This window comes from Bacillus toyonensis BCT-7112 (genome assembly GCF_000496285.1).
Lineage (GTDB): Bacteria > Bacillota > Bacilli > Bacillales > Bacillaceae_G > Bacillus_A > Bacillus_A toyonensis.
The window spans coordinates 2,796,981-2,813,416 of record NC_022781.1; the positions used below are offsets into that span (position 1 = coordinate 2,796,981).

A 16,436-nucleotide genomic window follows, 5' to 3' on the forward strand; every position below is an offset into this window, starting at 1 on the left:
CACATGCAAGGTTATTTTTTCTTCTTACCATCACCATCTTCATCTTCGTATACTAACACTTTCTGCTCTTCGTGAAATTCGGAAATAGTTTGTCCGGTAATATTATCGAAGGGTGTGTAAAAAGAAGTAACGCTTTTCTTTTTAATGAAAAGTTTATAAAATCCAATGATAACAAGTATAACAATTGTTAATGGCAGTCCTATAGTTGCTAGAAGTAAGGGATCCATCATATAGCTCCTTTAATATCATTTCTTTATATTATAAACAAAAAACTGCGATTTAGATAAATAACCTCATCGAAAACTGATTTTTCTAAACATATCCAATTTGATTGACTTTTCATTTTTTCAGAATTATAATTCGAAATATACAATTTGAACCAAATAATAATATAGCAATTTACTTATCCAGAGAGGTAGAGGGACTGGCCCTATGACACCTCAGCAGCGGGTTCTGTAATAGGAACACCGTGCTAATTCCAGCAAGCAAGTCTTGAAAGATAAGTGATGGGCCTTTGTTTATTAAGCCTTGATCTTATTTTTTAAGATCAAGGTTTTTTGTATTCTAAAAAGAGAAAAGGGAGTAATGGAAAAAGTACGTTCATAAAACAAAGTAAATTTATGTGTTTAGGGGGTTATTGAAGTGTATGTAATTAAAAAATTATCGGTTATGGTGTTCACACTATGGGTTATTACGACAGTAACATTTCTAATTATGCATATCATTCCGGGAGATCCATTTTCATCAGATGCAAAAATCTTTCCTGAAGAAGTGATTCAAAACATGAGAGCGAAGTATCACCTTGATGAACCGTTGTGGAATCAATATGTTGCTTATTTAGACGGTGTAGTTCATTTTGATTTTGGTGAATCTGTTCAATCAACCGGGCAAGGTGTATCAGAAATTATAACAACTGGCTTTGGTCCATCAGCAATTATTGGTCTACAAGCACTTGTTATTTCATTGTTAGTCGGAATTGCTGCAGGTACATTTGCTGCTCTATATCATGGGAAAGTAATTGACTATAGTGTGAGTTTGCTCGCAATTCTCGGTATTTCTATTCCAAGTTTTATTTTAGCACCACTATTTATACAAGTATTCGCTATTCAATTTGAGCTTTTACCAGTAGCGTCTTGGGGAACATTCGAACATACCGTATTACCATCTTTCGCATTGGCGTTAGGTCCAATTGCGGTTATTACAAGGTTTGTTCGTTCTAATATGATCGAAGTATTGCAGAGTGATTATATTAAGCTAGCAAGAGCGAAAGGCATACCAATTAAGAAGATTATTATAAGACATGCTCTTCCAAATGCGATTGTTCCAGTACTGACATTTGTTGGACCATTAATGGCTGGACTTTTAACAGGGACTTTCGTTATTGAAAAAATCTTTTCAATTCCTGGCCTAGGAAAATATTTTGTAGATAGTATTTTTAACCGAGACTATCCGGTGATTATGGGAACAACAATTTTCTATAGTGCATTATTAATTACTTGTATTTTCATTACAGATATTATTCACCGCATTGTTGATCCACGTATTCGTTCTATTACATAAGGAGGGGGGATATTTAAATGGGAGCTTATGAAATTAATGAACAGTTATTAACGAAAGAAGAGAAAAAAGAATTAACGATAAATAAAAATCAGCAAACGATTAGCAGAAAGAAAGAAGTGTTTCGTAAGTTTATATCGAATCCAATCGCAGTTTTAGGAACAGTGACGTTATTGCTAATTATTGTTTTCTCGCTTATTGGCGAAAGTTTAACGCCATTTACTGCGAGTGAACAAGTAAAAGAGGCAACAAATTTACCGCCGAGTAGTGAACATTGGTTTGGAACAGATGATCTAGGGAGAGATATTTGGGCACGTACTTGGGCTGGTGGGAAGATTTCACTAACAGTTGGATTAGTAGCAGCTGCCCTCGATATAGGGCTTGGTGTACTAATTGGTGGATTTAGTGGATATGTGAGAGGGCGTAATTGCCTTGGAACGTTAATTGATGAGTGGATTATAAGAGGAATTGAAGTATTATACGGCATCCCATATTTATTAATTGTTATTTTACTATTAATTGTTATGAAACCAGGTCTTTTCACCATTATTATCGCCCTTGCATTAACGGGATGGATTGGAATGGCTCGTCTCATTCGAGCACAAGTATTGTCTTTAAAACAACGAGAGTTTGTTATTGCAGCAGAGCGATTAGGTACATCACATATAAAAATTATATATGGGCATTTAATTCCGAATTTAACAGGGATTATTATCGTCAATTTATCATTTACAATTCCAGCAGCTATTTTTTCAGAATCATTTTTAAGCTTTATAGGACTTGGGGTACAATCACCAGCGGCAAGTTGGGGGACGATGACGAATGATGCACTCGGGACATTATTGAGCGGAGAATGGTGGCAGCTATTTTTCCCGGCAATCATGATTGCACTCATTATGTTCGCATTTAATGCAATTGGTGATGGTTTGCAAGATGCAATTGATCCAAAAATCGTAAAACGGAATCGAAAGGAGAAAAAACATGGGACAGCTCTTATCTTTAGAAAACGTAACGTTAGCCGTTGAAAAAGAGAATAGTAAGCAAGCAATTGTGAAACATGTTTCCTTTTCTATTAACGAAGGTGAAATAGTTGCACTTGTAGGAGAAAGTGGTTCAGGAAAAAGTGTTACAGCACAATCCATTATCGGCTTGAATCAAGAATCAATTCATATCGATGATGGAAATGTATCTTTCCAATCAAAGGAATTAACGAATTTACAAGAATTAGAATGGAATCAAATTCGCGGAAAAGATATTTCCTTTATATTTCAAGATCCGCTTTCATCTTTAAACCCAACGATGAAGGTAGGCAAACAAATTACAGAAGTAATTTTGCAACATGGGAAAAAATCGAAAAGAGAAGCAAAGGGAATTGCGATTAACTTGCTAAATGATTTAGGGATACATGAAGCAGAGAAACGCTTTGAGCAATACCCACATCAATTAAGTGGGGGGATGAGGCAACGTATTTGCTTAGCAATTGCATTCGCTTGTCATCCAAAGCTTGTAATTGCAGACGAGCCGACAACAGCGTTAGATGTAACGATTCAGAAACAAATTATGGGGCTATTAAAAGAAAGGAAAGAAAAACAAAATACGAGTATTTTATTAATTACACATGATTTGGCACTTGTGCGTGAAGTAGCTGATCGAGTAGTTGTTATGTACGGGGGACGTGTCGTTGAAAAAGGAACGATACAGGAGGTAATAGGTTCTCCTAAACATCCATATACGAAAAGCTTATTACAAGCAATTCCGAATATGGATGATTCCGAAAAGGTATTACGTGCTATAGAAGGAACGACACCTTCCATTGAAACATTAAATAGCTTTGGTTGTCCTTTTGTAAATCGTTGCCCAGTAGCGATAAAAGAATGTATTCATCGTTTCCCAGAGAGAACAACATATTCTAAGGCGCATAGTTCACATTGTTGGCAGCATGTTCTAGAGCATAATAAAGCGAAATCAAAAGAGAAGGTGAATGCCTCATGACGACAGATTTAATTACTGTAAAGCAAGTAACGAAAATATATGGAAGTAAAAGTAAAGAAATCACAGCGTTAAAAGACATATCACTTTCTATCCCGAAAGGAACAACACTTGGCATTATTGGTGAAAGTGGTTCAGGAAAAACAACACTTGGAAAGCTCATAGCGGGGATTGAGAGTCCAACGTCTGGTGAAATTAATTATAACGGTCAAGTTGTTCACACGCTGAAGTCAGCTCATAAGCGAGATTTTTTACAGAAAGTACAGTTCATTTTTCAAGATTCTACAGCTGCATTAAATCCGCGCTGGAAAGTACGCGATAGCGTAACGGAAGGTTATATTTCATTCGGTTTAGGTGATAAAGGGCTGAAGGATAAAGTAGCAGGTGATGCGCTAGAGCGTGTTGGATTAGATAGAAGATATATTGATCGATATCCGCATGAATTTAGCGGAGGACAACGTCAACGTATCGCTATTGCAAGAGCGTTATTGTGTGAGCCAGAAGCATTGATTCTTGATGAACCAATTTCAGCATTAGACGTTTCATTGCAAATTCAAATTGTACATCTGCTGCAAAAAATCCAAAAAGAACAAGGTTATACATATTTATTCATCGCTCATGATTTACCGATGGTTCACTATTTATGTGAAAAAGTAGCTGTCTTATACAAAGGAGAACTTGTTGAATTTGGAAATACGGACGAAGTATTCCGTAATCCACAACATTCTTATACAAAAACATTATTAGCATCAACACCAAAAATTTCAGGTTAAAGGAGAATGTAGGATGAAGAAGTTTTTACTGTTTGTCATTATGACTGTTTTAGCAATTACTTCTGTTGCTTGCGGTAAGAAAGAAACGCAAAAGGCGAGTGCTGGTAAGGGAGAAGGAGATCGATTAGTAACGAATATTGGTAGCGATCCATATACACTTGATTCCGCTATTGCGACAGATAGTACTTCAGGTTATGTAATTGGACATTTATTCTCAAGCTTATATACACAAGATAGTGATGGGAAATATCAAAATGAATTAGCGGAGAAAGAAGACGTAAATGCTGATGGAACTGAGTATACAATTCATTTAAAGAAAGATATTAAATGGTCAGATGGTTCTCCTATTACAGCAAATGATTTTGAATTTGCATGGAAGCGATTATTAAATCCGAAAACGGGTTCTATGAATGCGACAGAAATGTATTTTATTAAAGGGGCAGAGGCATACAATACTGGAAAAGGTGAAGAGGGACAAGTTGGTATTCAAGTCGTTGATCCTCAAACATTAAAGGTAACTCTTGAACATCCAGTTGCTTCTATTAAACAAAAATTAGCAAGCTCACTATTTATTCCATTATCTAAAAAGTCAATTGATGATAATAATAAATTAAAAACAGATCCAAAAGAGTTAATTACGAATGGGCCATTCACGTTAAAAGAGTGGAAGCATAACCAGGCAATTACAGTACAAAAAAATAAAGAATTCTACGATAAAAAGGTAACTCTAAAAGAAATTGAGTTTCGTATTATTACAGACTCTAAAACAGCGTATCAATTATTTAAATCAAAAGAATTAGATTTACTAAGTGGTTTACCACAAGAGATGATTGAAAAAGAAAAAGGAAATAAAGAATATAAGCGTGTTGCAGGATTCTCATCTTATATTTACTCGTTTAACGTAGAAAAAGAGCCGTTTACAAATGCGAAGGTACGTAAAGCATTTTCATTAGCGGTTGATCGCAAATTTATCGTTGAAAAATTGTATAAAAATAATGCGCAAGAAGCATATGCATTCGTTCCAGAAGGAGCAAAAACACAAAGTGGCCGTGATTTCCGTAAAGAAAAAGGTGATTACGTTAAATTTGATCCAGCAGAAGCGAAAAAATTATTAGAAGAAGGTATGAAAGAACAAGGATGGTCTACATTACCTGAAGTAACATTAAAATTCACTACAGATACACAACATAAAAAAGTAGCAGAAGCAATGCAAGAAATGTTTAAGAAAAATCTTGGAGTAGATATTAAATTAGAAAATAAAGAGTGGAAGAGTTACATCGACACATACAAGCAAAGTGATTTCCAATTAGCTTATATGGGATGGGGCGGCTCTTTATTAGATCCAATTACTAAACTAGATTTATATGCAGGTGATGGTCCGAATAACTATGCAAAATGGCATAATAAAGAATTTGACGCTTTAATAAAAGAAGCAAAAGTTGAACAAAACGAGGATAAGCGTTTTGAATTATTGCATAAAGCGGAAGATATTATGTTTACAGATTCACCATTAATCCCAATTATTTTCCCAAGTTCCTCATATTTACAAAAACCATCAGTATCCGGTGTCCAATTCATTATCGGTTCTAGTCCAGAACTAAGGTACGCAAAAATTAAAAAATAAAGAAGTAGGCAACCGCCTACTTCTTTATTTTATTTCTCTTTTATATTCTTTTTTCGTTCCATCAGAGAAGACAACTTCTAAATCGAATTTTTGATAGTCTTTATCAAGTTTGAACACGTTCACTACTTGATCGATTACTTCTTGGTCAGCAGTATCTTTATCAAATTTTAATTCTTGTAGAAGTGGGCTTAATTTTGTGATAGCCTCGTCTCCTGTTAATTTTACATCTGCTTTATGATCTTCAATTTTTGCTTCCATTTTCTTATCAGCTGCTACATTTTTATAGTCTGCTTCGTAGTCTTTCTTTGTATCTTGGTAGTCTGCCTTTAAATCGAATTCATTGAAGTTTAGTTTTAAATCTGCAGGAGCCTCATTTTTTGCTTCTTCAGTCGTCTTTTTATTAGAAGTTGTGTCTTCTTTTGCAGGAGCTTTACATCCTGTTAATGCAGGTACTAGCATAAGAGCTAATAAAACTGATAGTAGAATTCTCATTATAAATTCCTCCTTATGTAAATTCGTTCTATACAAGTTTTTCCCAAAAACATGTAATTATGTATGTGTTGAAAATAAATTATTATCCTGCAGTCATAAGGGCTAATCCGCAATTTAAATCAAAACAATTTGTATGTATATGGTAAATTGAAGTTGTGAGGGAGGGACTAAAATGCATGAAGAATATAAAGAGATAATAAAAAAATCAATTGAATATATAGAGAATCACTTACATGAGGAGCTTACAACAGAAAGAGTGGCATCTCACAGTGCAGTATCGATGTACCATTTTCATCGCATCTTTCAAAGATATGTTGGGATGAGTGTAACGGATTATGTTCGTAAGAGAAGATTAACTCATGCTGCACAAGATTTGGTATCGACTGAAAGAGCAGTCATTAATATTGCAGTGCAATACGGTTTTTCCTCACAAGAGGCATTTACTAGAGCTTTTAAAAGAATGTTTCAATTACCACCAAAAAAATATCGAAAGTATTTCCAGTCATTTTATATAGAAAGAGAGGGGATTTCAATGGAAAAAGGTATACCGAAAGGATGGGTATTAAGTGGAAGTCATCCCGCTGAATATGAGATGGGTTTAGATTACGAAATTGCCCATCAAGGAAAAGTATCTGCATATATAAAAGCAAAAGAGAACGTTACGCACGGAGGATTTTCAACATTAATGCAAATGTTTCGAGCGGATAACTATGTAGGTAAGAGATTACGTTTAACAGCATTTATTAAGAGTGAGAATGTAAAAGATTGGGCAGGATTGTGGATGCGAGTAGATGGAAAAAATACGGAGCCGATTGCTATGGATAACATGCAAAATCGTCCAATTAAAAATACGAATAACTGGCAATCGTACTCGGTTGTACTAGATATAAAAGAAGAAGCACTTGGTATTGCATTTGGTGTTTTATTATCAGGAGAAGGTTGTGTCTGGTTAGATAGTATTCGATTTGATGAGGTGGATGGAAAAATTCCTGTAACGGATTTGGCAGAAAGTTTTTATGAAACTCTCCTAGAAGAGCCAATGAACCTGCAATTTGAAGAAATGGAAAAAGAATGAGGTAAGGAGAAAATGTATGCTCCAATATGTAAAACTAATAAGTATTAGTTTAGTAGCGTCATCTTGTATTATGGGAATTAACTATTTAATTAGCTATCTTTGGTCAGGGCATATACCTTCTTTGACGTGGAAAACATATTTGATATTTGTATTTATATTTATTATGAGTTTTAGTTCAATACAAAAAGATGGGAAAGAGGATTGTTGACAATAGTCTTTTTCGCATTTCTTTAACACAAATGTTTATTCCTGTATGTGGGATTATTTCCCGCAACATGCGTAGCGAATGGCTATTACAAAATAATATTTGCCGGAGTTAATTTAGAGAAAATATTATCTCATTATTATTTATTAGACTAGTTACACAATTAGTAGCGGGGCTCACTATAGGTATAAAAGAAATGATAAAGGGAAGAGACCTTGTAATTAATGAAGTACACAGTAAAAAGGTATCCTTCAATTGGATACCTTTTTATTAGTACTTATTATTTTGCAACTTCTGCCCACTTGTAGTTAAATTCACCGCCGAAGTCAGTTGTTACAAGTCCTTTAATGAAAGAGCGTTGTAAGTAAGAGCGACCTTGTTGGTACAAAGGAGCGACAGCGCCATCTTGTAATAAGATTTTTTCAGCTTGTTTCATTGCTTCCCAGCGTGCTTTTTCATCGCCAGCTAAATCTGTTTTCACTTTATGAATTAGCTCGTCGTACTCTTTGTTAGAGTATTTATCAAAGTTATAAGCACTATCTGTTGTGAATAAATCTAAGAATGTAATAGGATCAGCGAAGTCAGGACCCCAGCCATCAATTCCGATTTCATAATCACCACTTAATAGTAATTTCAACTGTTGTTTACGTGGTTGTGGCTTTAAATTCACTGTTAATCCATCTAGATTCTTTTCCAGTTCACCTTTTAAATATTCGCCAGTCTTTTTAGCTAAAGCATTATCACTTGTTAATAGTTCAAGTGTTACTTTGTCAGTACTAAGTTCTTGCTTCGCTTTTTTCCAGTTTTCTTTCGCTGATTTCACATCATCTTTGACTAGGTTTCCGTTTTCTTTGCGGAAGTCAGTGCCCTCTGGGCTCTTTGCAAATTTCGCAGGAACCATTCCTTCAGCTGGAACAGCACCGTTATTTAAAATTGTTTCTACGTATGCTTTTTTATTCATTGCGCCGTTAATAGCAAGGCGTGCATGTTGATTTTTTAATACTTCATTTTTTTGATTGAGTCGTAAAAATTGAATGCCGACTTCAGCACGTTTTTTGAAGTTTGGATCGCCCTTATATTTATCAACAAACTCCGCAGTTAAAGCAACACGGTCAATTTGTCCTGAATCATATAAGTTAACTTCTGTAGACTTATCTTTAACGACATTGAAGTTGACTTCTTCTAATTTTACTGTTTTAGCATCCCAATAGTTAGGATTCTTCTTTAATTGGAAGCCTTGTTCGTGCTTCCAGTTATCTAATGTGAAAGCACCGTTGTAGATTAAATGATTTGTTTCTAAACCGTATTTATCACCTTGCGATTTTAAGTAATCTTCATTAATTGGTAAGAATGTTGCAAATGTCGTTAAGCTTAAGAAGTAGGGAACAGGACGGTCTAGTTGTACTTCTAAAGTTTTGTCATCAAGGGCTTTGACACCTAATTGATCAAGTGGTAATTGTTTTTGATTTATTTGTTTTGCATTCTTTATATCGAAGAATAAGAATGCGTATTCGGCAGCTGTTTCAGGATTTACAGCACGTTGCCAAGCGAAGGCGAAGTCTTTTGCTGTAACAGGAGTACCGTTTGACCATTTCGAATCACGAAGATGGAATGTATATTTTGTTTTATCAGGACTAACGTCAACCGACTCAGCGACACCAGGAATTGGTTTATTATCTTCGCCCATTGCATATAAACCTTCAAAAACATTTCGCATTACGTTCATGGATTCCCCATCCGTTGCTTTCGCAACATCCATTGTTGGAATTTCTGAAGCAAATGATAAGTTAATTGCTTGTTTATCAGGTGCTTTATCGTTTGCTTTTGCTCCGCTTGCATTATTTTTATTTCCCCCACAAGCAGTTAGTAGTAGACTTGCCCCTAAAACAGATGCAACAACAGGTACAACTTTTTTCTTCATTGTTCGTTCCTCCCTAAATGTGTTGTTCATAACGTCATATTGTCCATGTCTTGAAGTAGCTATAGAAAGAGATAAAACCTAGTATAAATATTTGTTTATAGGTAATCATGTGTTCTATATGTATATACATGTTGAACTATAATGTATCGTCATATGTTTCAACATAGTAGATATTATATTTTGATGGTTAAATATTTCGTTTCTTTGATTATTTAGAATATTAACACCAGAAAGAACTATATGTCAATAATAAAAACAAAGCGTTAATTTCTTGGAATAATATATTGAAAAAGTAGATTCACTCATATTAAGGAATCTACTTTTTCAATATATTTTGTCAAAAAAACAATGGGAGTTGGTGGAAATACGTTGTTTAAAGTTTCACTTTATTTTTCAATTTTTGCCCATTTGAAGTTTAATTGACCTGCAAAGTCTACTTGTACAATGCCTTTCACATAAGATTTCTCTAAATAAGATTCGCCTTTTTGGTAAAGAGGAGCAATAACAGAGTCTTTAAATAATATTTTCTCTGATGCTAGTAATGCATCAAAGCGGGCTTTTTCATCACCAGCTAAAGTAGTTTTCACCTTTTCAATTGCTTCGTCGAACTCTTTATTAGAGTAATGATCTAAGTTGTAAGGGTTATTCGTTGTAAACAATTCAAGGAATGTAATTGGATCAGCAAAGTCAGGGCTCCAACCATCAATTCCGATTTCGTAGTCACCTTTTAATAAGAGTGAAACTTGTTGTTTACGTGGTTGCGGTTTTATATTTACTGTTAAGCCCTCTAAATTCTTTTCTAATTGACCTTTTAGAAACTCACCAGTCTTCTTCTCAAGGTCACCGTCACTTGTTAATAATTCTAATGTTATCTTTTCAGAACCTAGTTCTTTTTTTGCTTTTTTCCATAATTCTTGTGCAGATTTCGTATCAACTTTTGTTAAATCGCCGTTTGTAGCACGGAAGTCTTTTCCATCAGGACCTTTTGCAAAGTTTTTTGGCACAAGACCAAAGGTTGGTGTAGAGCCATCATTTAATAACGTATTGACAAAGGACTTTCGATCAATCGTTTGATCAATTGCTTGGCGTGCAGAAACGTTTTGAAGTACTTTGTTTTGTTGATTCATACGTAAAAATTGTACCCCTACGTTCGGACGTTCTTTAAAATTAGCATCCTTTTTATATTTATCAACGAAGTCAGATGTTAGTTTTATACGGTCTAATTGTTTAGATTCGAATAAATTTACTTCTGTTGATTTTTCTTTTACGATGTTGAAATTGATTTCTTCGATTTTGACAGTATCTTTATCCCAGTAGGTAGGGTTTTTCTTAAATTTAAAGCTTTGTTCATGCTTCCAATCACTTAGTGTAAAAGCTCCGTTATACAAAATTGTATTATCTTCTAAAGCGTACTTATCACCTTGTGTTTTAAAGAATTCCTCGCTAATTGGTAGAAATGTTGGGAACGCCGTTAAGCTAATAAAGTACGGAACAGGACGCTCTAATTCTACCTCAAACGTATAGTCATCAACTGCTTTTACACCAAGTTGATCGGCTGGAAGCTCTTTGTTGTTAATTTGTTTTGCGTTTTTAATATCAAAGAATAAAAATGCATATTCAGAGGCTGTTGCTGGATCAACAGCTCTTTGCCAGGCGAAGACGAAATCTTTCGCTGTAACAGGAGTACCGTTTGACCATTTTGAATCTCGCAGGTGGAATGTGTACTTCGTTTTATCGCCACTTACTTCATGGGATTTTGCAACGCCAGGGACAGGTTTGTTACCTTCACCAAGATTATACAAACCTTCAAATACGTTTCTCATTACTTGACCGGAATCAGTATCTGTAGCACGAGCTGTATCCATTGTTCGTATTTCAGAAGGTGAAGATAAGTTTAAAACCTGTTTACTAGATGCCTCGTCTTTTGCATTTGCTCCGCTAGCTTCGTTTTTATAACTACCGCAACCAGTTAATAAAATACTTACTCCTACAACTGATGCGATACCGGGTACAAACTTCTTTTTCATTTGATTTTCCTCCTAAATAATTAAGTTTGGATGATGATGAGGGAAATGAAAAATAAAAAAATCCCTCTTTTCTGATTGAGAAAGAGGGATTTTCACATACAAGTTATGTACCCGTATATAAACGAAGTCCCTCATTCTATCTTTCAAGCATAAAGCTTGCAGGAAGTGGCACAGTATTCAAAATGAACCTGCTGCCGAGGTTTCAAAGGGCCAGTCCCTCCACCTCTCTTGATACAATGAGTAAACGAATGAATTTTATTAATTTTTGTGTTTCTTTGATAATTCAAAATCTTACACCTTGGATAATGAAGTGTCAATCAAATGAAATATAGTTTAAATTTTCAGTTTTTTTAAAAGTGAAAAAACCACTGCACATGGCAGTGGTTTTTCTGCTAGAAGTTAAAGTTATCTGGATCTGGACCGACGCGATGATTTTCATTCAAAGCTTGAATTGCTTTCATATCATCCGAGCTTAATTCAAAATCAAAGATGTTTGCATTTTCAATAATGCGGTGCTCTTTAATTGATTTAGGAATCGTTACAACTTCATTTTGTAAATCCCAGCGTAAAATAACTTGTGCAGTTGATTTACTATATTTTGTCGCAATTTCTTGTAATGTTGGATGATCCAGTAGTTGCCCTTGCATTAATGGTGACCAAGCCTCGAGCTGGATGTTATGTTCTTTACAGAAAGCATGTAATTCTTCTTGTGCTAAACGAGGGTGGTATTCCACTTGGTTGACCATTGGCTTAATTTCAGCAATTTCAAATACGTCTTGTAAGTGGTGAATGTGGAAATTACTCACACCGATAGCACGAACACGACCATCTTTATAAAGCTTTTCTAACGCTTTCCATGATTCAGTATATTTCTCTTTTACAGGCCAATGTACTAAATATAAATCTAAATATTCTAGGCCTAATTTCTCTAATGTAGTTTCAAATGCTTGAATTGTTGTTTCATAACCTTGATCGCTATTCCATACTTTTGAAGTGATAAATAGCTCTTCACGAGGAATATCAGATTCGCGAATTGCTTGACCAACGCCTTCTTCATTTTGATAGATTGCTGCAGTATCGATGCTGCGGTATCCGTTTTTAATAGCTGCTTTTACAGAATCAATTACTTCTGATCCGTCCTCTACTTTAAACACACCTAAACCGAACCAAGGCATTTTTACACCATTATGTAATGTTGTATAGTCTTTTAAACTTGTTAAATTCATATTATTTCCCCCTAGCTTTTTTATTTGTTGCTTCAACTGCTTGTTGAATGACTTCTGAAAAATTATTTTCATATAGAACTTTTAAGCCTTCAGCAGTTGAACCTCCTGGTGTTGTTACTTGTTCTCGGAGCATAGCTGGATCTTCGTTTTGTTGGAGCATAGCGGCAGAACCAGCAATCATTTGAATGACAAGGTGGTTTGCCGTTTTCTCATCAATTCCATAGTTTTTCGTCGCTTCAATTAAACCTTCAGCAAAGTGATAGAGAAAAGCAGGTGCACTACCAGTAATGGCGGTAAGTTGATGAACTTCCTCTTCAGTACAAAACTGTGAGGTACCAATACCTTTTAAAAGGAGTTGTAGCGTTTCTTGATGCGTTTCACCTACGGAATGTCCCGTCGTATATAAGGAGATGGACTTTCCGATTTCGGCAGCTGTATTTGGCATAATCCAGGCAACAGGTGTCCCTTGAGGAAGCCGTTTTTCTAAATAAGATGGTCCAATTCCGGCAGCAACGGTCACAACGAATTGCTCAGTTAGAAGAGGAGATAACTCCTGTAATAACTGTTCATGTGCAGCTGGTGGCATTGCTAAAACAATCGTATCAACGGATGTAATATGCTGCTTCCAGTCTGTAGTGATGGACACATTATATCGCCCTTGTAATTGTTCTAGTTTTTCTATGTTGCTTCGGTTGGAAACGATAATTTCTTCGATATATTCTTTACTCGTTTTAAGTAACCCGGAGAAGATAGCTTCTGCCATACGACCGGCACCAATAAATAAAATTCGATGTTTAGTAAGCATATCCTTTATTCCCTTCTAGTAGAGATATGTTATAAAAAACGATACCATTTTTAAGAGAATTTTGTAAAAAGAAAAGACTTACCGTATATGGAATAGATAATGAGGGGGTTTTTGAATAAGGGAATTCATGATAAAAATAAGAGGAGTTCCTTATACTGGTGATATGGAATTTATTACACATCTGGGGAGAGATAAATATGGTTAGAAGTCCACTTTTTTTACTCATTTCTAGTATTATTTGCGTATTGGTTGGATTTTACATTCAATCGAGTTATATTGAAATTTTCGCATCGGTTATGGGGATTGTTAATGTTTGGTTATTAGCAAGAGAAAAAGTATCCAACTTTTTATTTGGTATGATTACTGTTACATTATTTCTGTATATTTTCATTATACAAGATTTATATGCAATGGCAGTATTAGCAGTCTTTCAATTTATATTTAATGTATATGGTTGGTATTATTGGATTGCACGTAGTGGGGAAGAAGAGGTAAAAGCAACTGTCCGTTTAGATTTAAAGGGGTGGACCTTTTATATAATTTTTATTTTAGTTGCTTGGGTTGGTTGGGGCTATTATCAAGTCCGTCATTTAGAATCGACAAGTCCATATTTAGACGCTTTAAATGCTGTATTAGGAATAGTAGCTCAATTTATGCTAAGTCGAAAAATCTTAGAGAACTGGCATTTATGGATTTTGTATAACGTAGTTAGCATTGTAATTTATATTTCCACTGGTTTATATGTCATGCTAATACTAGCTGTTATTAATCTCTTTATATGTGTAGCTGGTTTGCTAGAGTGGAAGAAGAACTATAAAGGACAAGTGCGTGTAAATAATTATATTTAGAAAATAATTAAAATCGAAAAAACCCCTGGGACACATATGCCTCAGGGGTTTTTAATAGAATATAAGTTTATGCTTTTGTTAGACCAAGTAATACAGCGCCGCCGATAATTAAAACACTACCTAGTGCAATAAAGATCAATTGACGTTTTGTTTTCTTTTCACCTAAGAAGACAATCGCACCGAATGTTGAGATAACGATTCCAGTTTGAGATAATGGGAAGCTTGTCGCTACTCCGACACGTGGTAATGAAAGAAGTAAGAATAAGTTTCCTGTTCCCCAAAGTAAACCAGATAAAGCATTACGAATTGCATATTTGTTAAATGGCTTATGTTTAGATGTCAGTACAACCGCACCGACAAACATACCAACTGCTTGTGGTAAAATAGCAGACCAACCATCAATGTTATACCAACGAATAATAATTACATATACAAGATAGCCGAAAGTAGAAACAATTAAAGTAAGAAGTCCTTTTTTCAATTGTCCTGGTGGCTGTGCATTTTCTTTATCATCTAATGATGTGAATACAACGCCAACTACGATTAATAGGATTGCAATCGTTCCCATAATGATCGTTGTTGTAGTAGTCCACTCGCGGAAAGCGATAACTCCAAAGATAGAAGTTGCAACAAGTTGCATACCAGTAGAAATCGTTACAGTAGTAGAAACACCTAACTTTTCAACTGTTTTTAATTGGTTTACTTGTCCTAAAGCCCAGAATACACCTGAAATAAAACCAACAATCAAGATTGTCATTGTTAAAGCTGGTTGAGTAAATACATACATAACTGTTGCGAAGAATAGAGCACCGATTGTCATACCTACCGTTTGGCTATATGCACCACCGCCCATTTTTACGCTTACTAATAAGATGTTTCCCCATGCAATTGCAGGAAGAAGCGCTAATAAAATGTCCATTACAAGACTCCCTTCGGTTTGCTATACCAATATAATTACATATCGTTCTAACGATCGGTAATGCCCCACTAATAGAGTAGAAGATTACCGATCGCTAAAACAGGATGAAGAATTCACGATATAAATGCGTTTTCATTTCTTCATTTTTTCAAACACCTCCATATAATAACAGGAAATTGCCTATTTTAGAAAGTAAATTCAAATAGAATGTATATTTAAATAAAAGGTAAAATTCAGTCACTTTATATAGTATTTTTTATTTCCTAAGAAATAAAAAAGCAGCTTTTGTCGAAAGCTGCTTTAAGAATTAGTAATTCTTTTATTAATGAGCTGAATACATAGGAGAAATATGAGTGACATACTGATAGTGATAATTACAAGTGTCCAAGCGAGTTGCATATTACTTGCATCAATGGCCATATAAATTGCTGTTGGGATTGTCTGTGTTTTGCCAGGAATATTCCCAGCAAACATGAGTGTAGCACCAAATTCTCCTAGTGCACGAACAAAGCTTAAGATCATACCGCTTAGTAATGCAGGAAATGCAAGCGGTAGTGTAACGTGTAGAAAAACTTGATATTCACTGGCGCCGAGATCGCGAGCGCCCTCTTCAATTTGTACATTTGCGATCGAAAATCCTGTTTTTGCTGATTGATACATGAGCGGAAATGCGACAACTGTAGAAGCAATGATAGCAGCAGTAGATGTGAACATAATGGACTGCTGAAATACCGATTCTATCCACTTTCCAATGGGGCTGTTATTTCCAAAAATAATAATGAGAAAAAAGCCGATTACAGTTGGCGGAAGTACCATTGGTAATAAGAAAATAGTTTCTAGTATTACTTTATATCTCCATGAGGAGCGTGCTAGTGACCGACCGATAATCGTTCCTAAAATTGTGACGATAATGGTGGCGTATGCAGCTACTCGTAAAGATAAAAAGACAGGTGACAAAATATCATCAAAGCTCAT

The 16,436-nt window shown here is 35.1% G+C and carries 16 protein-coding genes, 1 pseudogene and 2 riboswitches; of the genes and pseudogenes, 9 read left to right on the forward strand and 8 right to left on the reverse strand.

Annotated features, from left to right (window positions below; genetic code table 11):
- Positions 1–11 precede the first annotated feature (11 nt).
- Positions 12–227 (reverse strand): DUF3951 domain-containing protein, encoded by a 216-nt coding sequence (locus BTOYO_RS14495; RefSeq protein ID WP_000371394.1) that lies wholly within the window; start codon positions 225–227, stop codon positions 12–14.
- 173 nt (positions 228–400) lie between these two features.
- Positions 401–506, forward strand: a riboswitch (SAM riboswitch).
- A gap of 136 nt (positions 507–642) precedes the next feature.
- Here BTOYO_RS14495 and BTOYO_RS14500 point away from each other — a divergent pair.
- Genes BTOYO_RS14500 through BTOYO_RS14520 form a run of 5 tightly spaced genes read left to right on the forward strand, consistent with a single transcriptional unit; the run spans position 643 to position 5,943 of the window.
- Positions 643–1,560 (forward strand): ABC transporter permease, encoded by a 918-nt coding sequence (locus BTOYO_RS14500; protein ID WP_000289319.1) that lies wholly within the window; start codon positions 643–645, stop codon positions 1,558–1,560.
- Between the two features lie 17 nt (positions 1,561–1,577).
- Positions 1,578–2,582 carry an ABC transporter permease gene (locus BTOYO_RS14505; protein WP_000501534.1) on the forward strand — a complete coding sequence of 335 codons (1,005 nt, stop codon included), beginning with the start codon at positions 1,578–1,580 and terminating at the stop codon, positions 2,580–2,582.
- Positions 2,539–3,549 carry an ABC transporter ATP-binding protein gene (locus tag BTOYO_RS14510; RefSeq protein WP_000531246.1) on the forward strand — a complete coding sequence of 337 codons (1,011 nt, stop codon included), beginning with the start codon at positions 2,539–2,541 and terminating at the stop codon, positions 3,547–3,549. The genes BTOYO_RS14505 and BTOYO_RS14510 overlap by 44 nt, the downstream gene beginning before the upstream one ends.
- Positions 3,546–4,319, forward strand: coding sequence for an ABC transporter ATP-binding protein (locus tag BTOYO_RS14515; protein WP_000205656.1), 774 nt, complete (start codon positions 3,546–3,548; stop codon positions 4,317–4,319). The genes BTOYO_RS14510 and BTOYO_RS14515 overlap by 4 nt, the downstream gene beginning before the upstream one ends.
- 13 nt (positions 4,320–4,332) lie before the next feature.
- Positions 4,333–5,943: a peptide ABC transporter substrate-binding protein gene (locus tag BTOYO_RS14520; RefSeq protein WP_000714104.1), complete on the forward strand. Its 1,611-nt coding sequence runs from the start codon at positions 4,333–4,335 to the stop codon at positions 5,941–5,943.
- Between the two features lie 24 nt (positions 5,944–5,967).
- Here the strand turns inward: BTOYO_RS14520 and BTOYO_RS14525 are convergent, their stop codons facing one another.
- Positions 5,968–6,435, reverse strand: coding sequence for a YusW family protein (locus BTOYO_RS14525; protein ID WP_001221551.1), 468 nt, complete (start codon positions 6,433–6,435; stop codon positions 5,968–5,970).
- Positions 6,436–6,607: 172 nt separating this feature from the next.
- Here BTOYO_RS14525 and BTOYO_RS14530 point away from each other — a divergent pair, with 172 nt between their 5' ends.
- From BTOYO_RS14530 to BTOYO_RS27965, 3 genes and pseudogenes are all read left to right on the forward strand, one after another.
- On the forward strand, positions 6,608–7,510 hold the full coding sequence (locus tag BTOYO_RS14530; protein ID WP_000544207.1) for a helix-turn-helix transcriptional regulator: 903 nt from the start codon (positions 6,608–6,610) through the stop codon (positions 7,508–7,510).
- Positions 7,511–7,526: 16 nt separating this feature from the next.
- On the forward strand, positions 7,527–7,718 hold the full coding sequence (locus tag BTOYO_RS14535; RefSeq protein ID WP_000942529.1) for a hypothetical protein: 192 nt from the start codon (positions 7,527–7,529) through the stop codon (positions 7,716–7,718).
- Positions 7,712–7,989, forward strand: a pseudogene (locus tag BTOYO_RS27965) (hypothetical protein). Before BTOYO_RS14535 ends, BTOYO_RS27965 begins: the two are co-directional and overlap by 7 nt.
- A gap of 6 nt (positions 7,990–7,995) precedes the next feature.
- Here BTOYO_RS27965 and BTOYO_RS14540 read toward each other — a convergent pair.
- The 4 genes from BTOYO_RS14540 to proC all read right to left on the reverse strand — a co-directional run bounded on the left by BTOYO_RS14540 (position 7,996) and on the right by proC (position 13,694).
- Complete coding sequence (locus BTOYO_RS14540; RefSeq protein ID WP_023441124.1) at positions 7,996–9,636, reverse strand: peptide ABC transporter substrate-binding protein; 1,641 nt, start codon at positions 9,634–9,636, stop codon at positions 7,996–7,998.
- Between the two features lie 386 nt (positions 9,637–10,022).
- On the reverse strand, positions 10,023–11,663 hold the full coding sequence (locus BTOYO_RS14545) for a peptide ABC transporter substrate-binding protein (RefSeq protein ID WP_000726492.1): 1,641 nt from the start codon (positions 11,661–11,663) through the stop codon (positions 10,023–10,025).
- Between the two features lie 133 nt (positions 11,664–11,796).
- Positions 11,797–11,901: riboswitch (SAM riboswitch) on the reverse strand.
- 154 nt (positions 11,902–12,055) lie between these two features.
- Positions 12,056–12,889, reverse strand: coding sequence for an aldo/keto reductase (locus BTOYO_RS14550; RefSeq protein WP_001054813.1), 834 nt, complete (start codon positions 12,887–12,889; stop codon positions 12,056–12,058).
- 1 nt (position 12,890) lies between these two features.
- Positions 12,891–13,694, reverse strand: a complete 804-nt coding sequence (proC, locus tag BTOYO_RS14555; protein ID WP_000956243.1) for a pyrroline-5-carboxylate reductase — start codon at positions 13,692–13,694, stop codon at positions 12,891–12,893.
- A 197-nt stretch (positions 13,695–13,891) separates the two neighbouring features.
- Between proC and pnuC the strand changes: the two genes are divergently transcribed.
- Entirely contained in the window at positions 13,892–14,542 is a 651-nt protein-coding gene (gene pnuC / locus BTOYO_RS14560; protein ID WP_000252475.1) for a nicotinamide riboside transporter PnuC, read from the forward strand.
- A gap of 67 nt (positions 14,543–14,609) precedes the next feature.
- Here the strand turns inward: pnuC and BTOYO_RS14565 are convergent, their stop codons facing one another.
- Both BTOYO_RS14565 and modB read right to left on the reverse strand, forming a co-directional pair.
- Positions 14,610–15,461 carry a GRP family sugar transporter gene (locus BTOYO_RS14565; RefSeq protein WP_000353553.1) on the reverse strand — a complete coding sequence of 284 codons (852 nt, stop codon included), beginning with the start codon at positions 15,459–15,461 and terminating at the stop codon, positions 14,610–14,612.
- Between the two features lie 300 nt (positions 15,462–15,761).
- Positions 15,762–16,436 carry a molybdate ABC transporter permease subunit gene (gene modB, locus BTOYO_RS14570; RefSeq protein ID WP_002037814.1) on the reverse strand — a complete coding sequence of 225 codons (675 nt, stop codon included), beginning with the start codon at positions 16,434–16,436 and terminating at the stop codon, positions 15,762–15,764.

Coding starts and splice junctions, on each gene's coding strand:
- BTOYO_RS14495 (WP_000371394.1), bottom strand. CDS start 227: ATGGATCCCTTACTTCTAGCAACTATAGGACTGCCATTAACAATTGTT.
- BTOYO_RS14505 (WP_000501534.1), top strand. CDS start 1,578: ATGGGAGCTTATGAAATTAATGAACAGTTATTAACGAAAGAAGAGAAA.
- BTOYO_RS14510 (WP_000531246.1), top strand. CDS start 2,539: ATGGGACAGCTCTTATCTTTAGAAAACGTAACGTTAGCCGTTGAAAAA.
- BTOYO_RS14515 (WP_000205656.1), top strand. CDS start 3,546: ATGACGACAGATTTAATTACTGTAAAGCAAGTAACGAAAATATATGGA.
- BTOYO_RS14520 (WP_000714104.1), top strand. CDS start 4,333: ATGAAGAAGTTTTTACTGTTTGTCATTATGACTGTTTTAGCAATTACT.
- BTOYO_RS14525 (WP_001221551.1), bottom strand. CDS start 6,435: ATGAGAATTCTACTATCAGTTTTATTAGCTCTTATGCTAGTACCTGCA.
- BTOYO_RS14530 (WP_000544207.1), top strand. CDS start 6,608: ATGCATGAAGAATATAAAGAGATAATAAAAAAATCAATTGAATATATA.
- BTOYO_RS14535 (WP_000942529.1), top strand. CDS start 7,527: ATGCTCCAATATGTAAAACTAATAAGTATTAGTTTAGTAGCGTCATCT.
- BTOYO_RS14540 (WP_023441124.1), bottom strand. CDS start 9,636: ATGAAGAAAAAAGTTGTACCTGTTGTTGCATCTGTTTTAGGGGCAAGT.
- BTOYO_RS14545 (WP_000726492.1), bottom strand. CDS start 11,663: ATGAAAAAGAAGTTTGTACCCGGTATCGCATCAGTTGTAGGAGTAAGT.
- BTOYO_RS14550 (WP_001054813.1), bottom strand. CDS start 12,889: ATGAATTTAACAAGTTTAAAAGACTATACAACATTACATAATGGTGTA.
- proC (WP_000956243.1), bottom strand. CDS start 13,694: ATGCTTACTAAACATCGAATTTTATTTATTGGTGCCGGTCGTATGGCA.
- pnuC (WP_000252475.1), top strand. CDS start 13,892: ATGGTTAGAAGTCCACTTTTTTTACTCATTTCTAGTATTATTTGCGTA.
- BTOYO_RS14565 (WP_000353553.1), bottom strand. CDS start 15,461: ATGGACATTTTATTAGCGCTTCTTCCTGCAATTGCATGGGGAAACATC.
- modB (WP_002037814.1), bottom strand. CDS start 16,436: ATGAGCTTTGATGATATTTTGTCACCTGTCTTTTTATCTTTACGAGTA.